We start from the raw sequence: 7,240 nt of genomic DNA on the forward strand, positions 1-7,240 counted from the left end.
CCACGTTGGAGAGTTTTCCCGCCTCACAGGGATTGATGCTGGAGAGATAGTGTCAAACCAGATAGATCTCGCCCAAGAGTTCTCCAAGGAGTTCAGGTGCTACCTTGTCCTCAAGTCTGCCAGGACCGTGATATCAACTCCCGAAGGCAGGGCGTACATATCCACGAGGGGCACACCAGCCATGGCTAAGGGGGGCGTGGGGGACGTTCTCTCCGGTATCCTCATATCTCTGATGGGTAGGATGGAGGTTGAGGAGGCTCTCAAGCTGGGGGTCTTTCTCCACGGTGTCGCTGGGGAGATAGCCGAGAGGAAGCTCCACAGGGAGAGCCTGAAAGCCCGCGATCTGATAGACTCAATACCAGAGGCTTACAGGCATATTGAAAAATCCGTCAGAAGGGACGATACTATATAACGAGATGATAGACAAGGTAAACCTGAACAGGCTTATAGGTCAGGCGCTGGAAACGGAGAAGAAGGTAAAAAAGAAGGAATCTACTCAGGTGAACGAGGTAAGGCAGGGAGATGTTGTTGAACTATCCCAGACAGCAAGGAAGGCTATGGAAACGGATTATGAGGACCTCTCTGAAAAGGTAAAGAAGATAAAGGAGGAGATAGCGAGGGGGACCTACGAGGTGAACCCGGACAAGATAATAGAGGGGTTTAAGAAGTTCTTCCCTTAAATAGCGGAAAGGAGCACCTTGGTGTAGTCTTCCTTTGGAAAGTCAAAGATATCAAAAACGCTCCCTTCCTCAACTATCCTTCCATCCTTAAGGACGAGGACCCTGTCCCCTACCTCAGCCACAACACCAAAGTCGTGGGTCACAAGCAGTATTGACTTTCCTTCAGCCCTCAGTCTCCTGAAGAGGTGAAGTATCCTCTTCTGAACCGAAACATCAAGGGCTGTAGTTGGTTCGTCCGCAAGCAGAAGCTTTGGCTCACATACTATCGCCGCGGCGATGCATACCCTCTGCCTCAAGCCCCCCGAGAGCTGGTGGGGGTACATGCCAAACTTCTCCTCCGGAGAAGGTATCCCAGCCTTCTCCATAGCATCAAGTGCCCTTTCTTTGGCTTCCTTTCTTATATCAGGGTAGTGGGCTGAAAAGGTTTCAGCGATCTGAACACCTGCGCTAAAGAGAGGGTCAAGGTAGGCGGAAGGCTCCTGAAATACCATACCTATGTCCCTTCCCCTTATCTCCCTCATGCGAGGTTCTGGAAGTCGCGTTATATCAAGCCCTTCAAAGAGGACCTTCCCATCAACCTTTGCCTTCTCGGGAAGAAGACCGAGGATTGAGTAAAGTATTGAAGATTTCCCCGAGCCCGATTCACCCACTATGCAAAGAACTTCCCCCTCCTTGAGGGAAAAGGATATATCGTGGAGAACCTTCTGCTCTCCATACCACAGGCTCAGCCCTTCAACCTTCAGGAGTGTCATTACCAGCCTATATTGAGCATAAGGAGATGCCTTCTATCCTCCTTCTGTCCTCCGTAAGCTCCAACCTCTTCCGCATAAGAAACGTAGGTAAGACGAACCAGAGCAAGTTCAAGCTCTGCACCGATGGTAGGATAGCCCTGATAGAGACCCGCCCTGAGAGCGAAGGAAAGCCAGCTGTTTTTTATAAGATAGAGCTCTCCTCCGAGGCGAAGTCTCTTAACTTTGTCCTCATCCTCCTCGTAATTGTTCAGCAGGTCAACGTAATCAGCGGCGAGGGTGAGAGAATGAAAGACCGGTATCTTAGGGCTTACAGCCACTCCAACGTTCAGGGTTGTCGGTATCTTGCCCGCCTCCTTGAAGTCTGTATCGCCTATGTCCATCACCGAAACACCTACAGCAGGTCTGAGCCAGCTATCCTGGGCGAACTGGTAAAGGAATCCTGCATCAATACCAACAGCACTACCGCTTTTCCTAAGCTCGCCGGTTATGTAATCCTCAAGGTTGTCCTGATTTTCAACTATCTCCCGCGCAGAGAAGTTGTGGACGAGTGCCTCCCGGCTCAAGAGCTTTGCCCCAACACCTGCATATAGCCCATCCATAACCTCCAGGCTCAGTCCGAGAACTCCACCGTAGGTCACATCAGCGTTGACTTCAAGGATACCTTCAGAACCTAAACCTTGGTGGGGCATAGCATCAACCCTTGCCCTTGCAACTCCGCCGAGGGCAAAAGCCCAACTATCCTGATTCCTGCCGACGGAAGTCCAGTCCGCCAGTTCCAGATGGAAGTTCTCACCCCTGTATTTCTTGAGCACATCGTTAACAGCTCTCACCTGGTCATCCCCAGAATCTCCATCGCCATCAAGGTCTCCCGTGTTGAGGGCATCCTCCATATCCTTTCTAAGGTCAAGGGCGCTTTCACTCAGGGAAGCGGAAAGCCCAATAATATTTACCTCCCAGTTGCCTGAGGGCATTTTGCTGAGGCCTGCAGGGTTGTAAAAGACTGCATCGGTGGCACCTCCGACAGCTATATAGGCACCCCCCATCCCCATAGCCCTTGGGGACTTGTAAAGATAAGGATACTGGAGAATCGTCCTGGGCTGAGAAAAGGATAGGGAAGATACTGCAACAGTACCGACTATAAAGAGGAAGAGAGCTTTTCTCATACTAACCCTCCTTTTACTGCTGTCCCGTCTTTATCTGGCTAAGGTATATTTTTATATCATCAGCGGTGCAGGTGCCATCAGCGCCACATATATCAGTCCTGAGGTCCTCTATTGACTGCTTCAGGTCTGGGTTGCTTCCCGCAATGACGTCTGTTATGTCGTTGTAAGCATCGTTTATAGCGTCCCCTATAGTTTCCACCATATCCGCAGGCTGACCGTTTACCACAACTGGGCATGGCCAGGGGTTATTGTTCTGGTCGCGGCATGTATTTGGAGCTGTTGTTATTACCTTAGTTCCGTCAGAAGAGAGAAGTTTTTTGTAAGTCGTCTGGCATGTGCTTGAAGGAGAAGAGGGAGAGGTTTTTTCTATCTCTATCTCCATGCCTTTATAGCTCGTTCCATTTATAGTTATATTCGTTACGGTGTAGGAAATCCCCGATGCACAACTCCCTCCAATGGTATAGGCAAGTGCACATGCCGTTGCATCAACGTCGTCAGGAACTCTGTTTCTGTTGAGGTCGCACTCAAAGAGGTTGTCCGGATCACCAAGGCTTGAGGCTACAGTCAGCTTGGCTACAATGAGACCTTTGATGGCAGAGGCGATAGCCTTGTTAAACTTTGCATCCTCCTGAAGAGACTGGGAGTCGGCATTTCTAGAGGCTGTATCGTAGTGTTCTACCGCCTTGTTAACGTAGTCAAGGGTCTTGTCGTCAACCTGTCCCACAAGGGTCTTGAGGTAAAAGTCCGCCGTATTGTTGGCATTGCTCCCTTCAATGAGCCTGTTCATCACATCAGCCGGGTCGTAGCCTGCCTTGCCCAGATAGGCAGCCGCCTTCTGCATATCATCAGCGCAGGACGAATTTATAACCGCATCGTAGTTGCCCTTATCAAGGTTCGTGCTGGCTTCCACCCTGCAGGCTGCGGTTGAACTATCATCCGCAAGCCCCTCCAACATATTCCCTCCGCCACAGGAGCCAGAGAGAAGAGCCAAGGAAAAAACCGCTCCGAGAAGCACAACTTTTCTCATAACAAGCCCTCCAAGACTGTACAGGAAATTATATCGTCCGAAATAGGAAGTCTTCAAACCTTCAGGAGTGTCATCTGTTATAAGCTTCCTCTCCGTGGAAGGCTCTGTCAAGACCCTCCGTCTCCATATCAGTAGAGACCCTCAGACCCACAGTTGCCTTTAGCAATAGAAAGATTATTCCCGTGGCTATAGCTGAGTAAAGACCCACGGCAACTATACCCAAGAGCTGGCTCCAGAGCTGGGCCGGGTTTCCAAAGAGGAGACCAGAGGCTTCGTTTACACTTGGCTTGGCGAGGATACCGAGGAGAAGGCTACCGACCACACCGCCGACCCCGTGAACTCCGAATACATCAAGGGCGTCATCGTAGCCGAGATTAGCCTTAAGATAAACAACCGCCCAGTAACAGGCGATCGCTCCAAGGAAACCGAGGGCTACCCCTTCCCAGACATCAACAAAGCCGGAGGCTGGCGTAACGGTCGCAAGACCTGCTATAAAGCCGGTCATCAGTCCAAGAGAGGTTGGCTTTTTGAGAAGGAGCCACTCAAGAGCCATCCAGACCAAGCCCGCTGTTATAGAAGCCATGGTTGTGGTGAAGATGGCGGTAACGGCAACGCTGTTGGCTGAAAGAGCGGAACCTCCGTTGAATCCAAACCAGCCAAACCAGAGGAGACCCGTCCCCACAGCGGTGAGGGGAAGGCTTGCCGGAAGCATGAAGGGCTCCTTTCTCCTGCCGAGGATGAGAGCACCCACGAGGGCTGACACACCCGAGGTCTCATGGACAACTATCCCTCCAGCGAAGTCAAGGGTACCGATACCTGAGAGCCACCCACCGCCCCATACCCAGTGGGCAACGGGAATGTAGACGAAGGTGAACCACAGCAGTGAAAAGAGAAGCCAGGCTGAAAACTTCATCCTCTCAATGAAGGCTCCCGTAATGAGTCCGACGGTTATACAGGCGAAGGTCATCTGAAAGATAACAAAGGTGTAGTGGAGTATGTTAGGTGCCGTAGCAGCGCTATCACCGGGGTTTATCCCCTTTAAAAAGAGCCACCTTCCATCGCCAACCACCCCACCTATATCCCCTCCAAAGGTGAGGCTGTAGCCGTAAGCTATCCACAGGATGCCGACCAGACAGAAGGCTGAGAACACCATAGTTATGGTGTTGAGGATATCCTTAGCCCTTGTAAGACCTCCGTAGAATACAGCCAAGCCCGGCACGGACATAAGAAGAACGAGGGCTGTTGACACAACTATCCACAGGTTATCTACTGCGTTCATATCCTGCACCTCCGTAAGTATGCCAGCACTTGCATCCTGCAATTTTTGTGCCGCAGGGAAGTCGTCGTCTATCAGGAGGTAGAAAGAACAGGGATGTGTAAAGATGTGAGCAATTTTACATATTTGTTAACAAAATGCTGAGGGCTTCCTTTAGTCTATCGTAGGTGTTCAGCAGGTCCTGAGATATCACCTTGGTCTGGGCTATAACGGGCATGAAGTTTGTATCCCCGTTCCATCTCGGCACAACATGCATATGTATGTGGCTCTCAAGACCAGCTCCCGCCGGTCTGCCTATGTTGTAGCCTATATTGAAGCCGTGGGGCTTGAAGACCTCCCTAAGAGCCCTGAGTGAGAGCCTCAGGAGCCTGTCCATGTCAAGTACTGTGCTCTCGGGAAGCTCCTCATAATTTCCGGTGTGCTTTATGGGAACTATCATCAGGTGTCCCGAGTTGTAGGGGTATTTGTTCAGTATGATGAAGCTCTCCGAGCTCTTGTGCAGAACGAGAACATCCCTCCATCTCTCCTCTGGCTGGGATATGGCGTGGCATAGGAAACAGCCCTCTATGTTGTCAACGTTCTCAACGTAGTGGCTTCTCCATGGAGCCCAGAGTATGTCCATCCCCTCTATTATAACCTCCCGAGGATGAGAGACCTCATCACCCCCAAGGCAACCCACAGGATAACTATGGGAAGCAGGACAGTCTGAAAGAGAAAGTACATTGAGATTGAGAGGAGACTGTTTACGGAGGTATCCGCATGTCTTGCGAAATCTTCAAGGGAGCTCTTAAACTCTTTCGGGCTCCTGACCTTTTCAGGGAGGGAGAGGAACTCATCCTTCAATCCACTCAGCCGGGATATCTCTTCCTCTATACGGGGCTGAATGTAATCCATGTAAAGGATATCACTTCCTGCTATGAGAGATGGAAGAAGTAACCTGAAGACAAGCAGGGTTATGAGAACTCCCCTGAGAAATCTTGGAACTCCCCTCTGTAAGGAGTAAAGTGCACCCGTTAGTATGAGGAGAAGACCCGTTGTAAGGAGCAATACGCCTGAAAAGAGCTCCAAGGCTACCCTCTGGGCACCGAGGGAAACGAAGCTTACAAGCAGAACTGAGGAGGCTCTCTTCGTTATATCGTCTATAGGGTCAAGAACCTGGCCCAAGGCTAAGGAAACGCCCACTCCAGCAGGGGAGAGGGAAAGCTGGCTCTCCTTGAGGACCGAAACGCCAGCGTTTATCCCCCTAACAACAAGATATGCGCCCAGTGTAGTCTTTATAGCCCTCTCAGTGTAGTCCTCAACCCTGTCCTGAAGAGGGTGCACACCTCCGGTGTAAAGAGCCAGGAGAAGGAATCCTAAAATTAAGAGAGCCGTTCCCTTTACTCTATACCGCTTCAAGCTAACCTGAGGAGCCTCTTTATAGCCTGTTCAACCATCTCAGGGGGAGGAACGAAGTCGTGCCTGTCAAGCTCCATCGTGTCACGGAAGTACATAGCTGAAGGGAAGTTAAACACCCCAAAGTCCTCAAAGGAGGTGTTTTTAGTAACGTCCATGTAGTAGAACTTTATCTGAGACCCGTACTGCTCCATGTAAGGCTTCAGTAGCTCAACGAACCTCTCCGTATCGGGAGAGTTAGGGTCAACAAAAAGGACGACAGCAGGCGACTCGGAAGCCATGACCTTCTCGTAGAAGTCTTTATCCGTAACTTCCTCAAAACCTTCAAGCATGGCAACCTCCTCAGAAATCTAAGTCTATATCCTCATCATCAAGCTCAACATTAAAGTTTGTGGGCATGCCCCTGACGTTGAGGGCTGTGCCCTTGAGCTGTTCAAGATACTTCAGAACGTCATCGTACATAGACATAAGGGTTCTCAACCTGTTGTACTCTTCGTGGGAGAGCTTCTTTGTCTTAGCTATCTTCTTGAGGGCGACCTTTGCTATTGAAGCCTTACCGTACTTCTCCTGCCACTCCCCCCAGAAGTCCGGGCTGGTCATGGGCTTTTTTACCAGGAAGTACTCCAGCTGGGTTATCTCCTCAAGGAGGGTGAGATCAAGGTTGTTTTTCTTCATACTTTCCTCCAGATTTAAACTATATTACCCGCAATCAAAGCCGAGAAGCTCTTTTAACTTCTTATAGGGGTCATCGCTCTTCATCAGGGCGGTTCCCACGAGGAAGGCATCCACCTGAAGGTTCAAGAGCTCCTCTATCTGCTCTCGGCTCTCTATCCCGCTCTCAGCTATCACGAACTCAGCGCCGAGGTCCTTTATCTTTGGTGCAAGCTCCTTTGACAGCTCCGGTTTCATCTCAAGGGTGTCAAGGTCCCTGTTGTTTATGCCCACAA

At 50.5% G+C, this 7,240-nt stretch carries 10 protein-coding genes and 1 pseudogene; 2 read left to right on the top strand and 9 right to left on the bottom strand.

From position 1 onward, the window contains the following. Together AC1HCM_RS01910 and AC1HCM_RS01915 are read left to right on the top strand one after the other, a co-directional pair. The coding region (locus AC1HCM_RS01910) for an ADP-dependent NAD(P)H-hydrate dehydratase (protein ID WP_479460086.1) at positions 1 to 412 on the top strand (412 nt) is incomplete at its 5' end. A gap of 4 nt (positions 413 to 416) precedes the next feature. After that, positions 417 to 680 carry a flagellar biosynthesis anti-sigma factor FlgM gene (locus AC1HCM_RS01915; protein ID WP_479460087.1) on the top strand — a complete coding sequence of 88 codons (264 nt, stop codon included), beginning with the start codon at positions 417 to 419 and terminating at the stop codon, positions 678 to 680. On the opposite strand, the gene AC1HCM_RS01920 is transcribed toward AC1HCM_RS01915, so the two are convergent. From AC1HCM_RS01920 to AC1HCM_RS01960, 9 genes and pseudogenes are all read right to left on the bottom strand, one after another. Beyond that, complete coding sequence (locus AC1HCM_RS01920; protein WP_479460088.1) at positions 677 to 1,432, bottom strand: ABC transporter ATP-binding protein; 756 nt, start codon at positions 1,430 to 1,432, stop codon at positions 677 to 679. The two genes, AC1HCM_RS01915 and AC1HCM_RS01920, sit on opposite strands and share 4 nt — an antisense overlap. Then, positions 1,432 to 2,595: a hypothetical protein gene (locus AC1HCM_RS01925; protein ID WP_479460089.1), complete on the bottom strand. Its 1,164-nt coding sequence runs from the start codon at positions 2,593 to 2,595 to the stop codon at positions 1,432 to 1,434. Before AC1HCM_RS01925 ends, AC1HCM_RS01920 begins: the two co-directional genes overlap by 1 nt. Positions 2,596 to 2,608: 13 nt before the next feature. Beyond that, entirely contained in the window at positions 2,609 to 3,622 is a 1,014-nt protein-coding gene (locus AC1HCM_RS01930) for a hypothetical protein (RefSeq protein WP_479460090.1), read from the bottom strand. A gap of 70 nt (positions 3,623 to 3,692) precedes the next feature. Next, positions 3,693 to 4,901: an ammonium transporter gene (locus AC1HCM_RS01935; RefSeq protein WP_479460091.1), complete on the bottom strand. Its 1,209-nt coding sequence runs from the start codon at positions 4,899 to 4,901 to the stop codon at positions 3,693 to 3,695. 115 nt (positions 4,902 to 5,016) lie between these two features. After that, positions 5,017 to 5,520, bottom strand: coding sequence for an HIT family protein (locus tag AC1HCM_RS01940; protein ID WP_479460092.1), 504 nt, complete (start codon positions 5,518 to 5,520; stop codon positions 5,017 to 5,019). A gap of 8 nt (positions 5,521 to 5,528) precedes the next feature. Beyond that, the gene (locus tag AC1HCM_RS01945; protein ID WP_479460093.1) at positions 5,529 to 6,221 is read right to left on the bottom strand and encodes a hypothetical protein; all 693 of its coding nucleotides are present in this window, start codon (positions 6,219 to 6,221) and stop codon (positions 5,529 to 5,531) included. A gap of 71 nt (positions 6,222 to 6,292) precedes the next feature. Further along, entirely contained in the window at positions 6,293 to 6,625 is a 333-nt protein-coding gene (locus AC1HCM_RS01950; protein ID WP_479460094.1) for a thioredoxin family protein, read from the bottom strand. 10 nt (positions 6,626 to 6,635) lie between these two features. Beyond that, positions 6,636 to 6,968, bottom strand: coding sequence for a hypothetical protein (locus AC1HCM_RS01955; protein ID WP_479460095.1), 333 nt, complete (start codon positions 6,966 to 6,968; stop codon positions 6,636 to 6,638). Positions 6,969 to 6,992: 24 nt separating this feature from the next. Beyond that, positions 6,993 to 7,240 (bottom strand): annotated as a pseudogene (locus tag AC1HCM_RS01960) (indole-3-glycerol phosphate synthase TrpC); the annotation flags it as partial.

The sequence above is a fragment of the Hydrogenivirga sp. genome, from assembly GCF_056450045.1.

What these genes read in the sequence shown, in the direction of transcription:
- AC1HCM_RS01915 (WP_479460087.1), top strand. Translation starts at nt 417, where the DNA reads ATGATAGACAAGGTAAACCTGAACAGGCTTATAGGTCAGGCGCTGGAA.
- AC1HCM_RS01920 (WP_479460088.1), bottom strand. Translation starts at nt 1,432, where the DNA reads ATGACACTCCTGAAGGTTGAAGGGCTGAGCCTGTGGTATGGAGAGCAG.
- AC1HCM_RS01925 (WP_479460089.1), bottom strand. Translation starts at nt 2,595, where the DNA reads ATGAGAAAAGCTCTCTTCCTCTTTATAGTCGGTACTGTTGCAGTATCT.
- AC1HCM_RS01930 (WP_479460090.1), bottom strand. Translation starts at nt 3,622, where the DNA reads ATGAGAAAAGTTGTGCTTCTCGGAGCGGTTTTTTCCTTGGCTCTTCTC.
- AC1HCM_RS01935 (WP_479460091.1), bottom strand. Translation starts at nt 4,901, where the DNA reads ATGAACGCAGTAGATAACCTGTGGATAGTTGTGTCAACAGCCCTCGTT.
- AC1HCM_RS01940 (WP_479460092.1), bottom strand. Translation starts at nt 5,520, where the DNA reads ATGGACATACTCTGGGCTCCATGGAGAAGCCACTACGTTGAGAACGTT.
- AC1HCM_RS01950 (WP_479460094.1), bottom strand. Translation starts at nt 6,625, where the DNA reads ATGCTTGAAGGTTTTGAGGAAGTTACGGATAAAGACTTCTACGAGAAG.
- AC1HCM_RS01955 (WP_479460095.1), bottom strand. Translation starts at nt 6,968, where the DNA reads ATGAAGAAAAACAACCTTGATCTCACCCTCCTTGAGGAGATAACCCAG.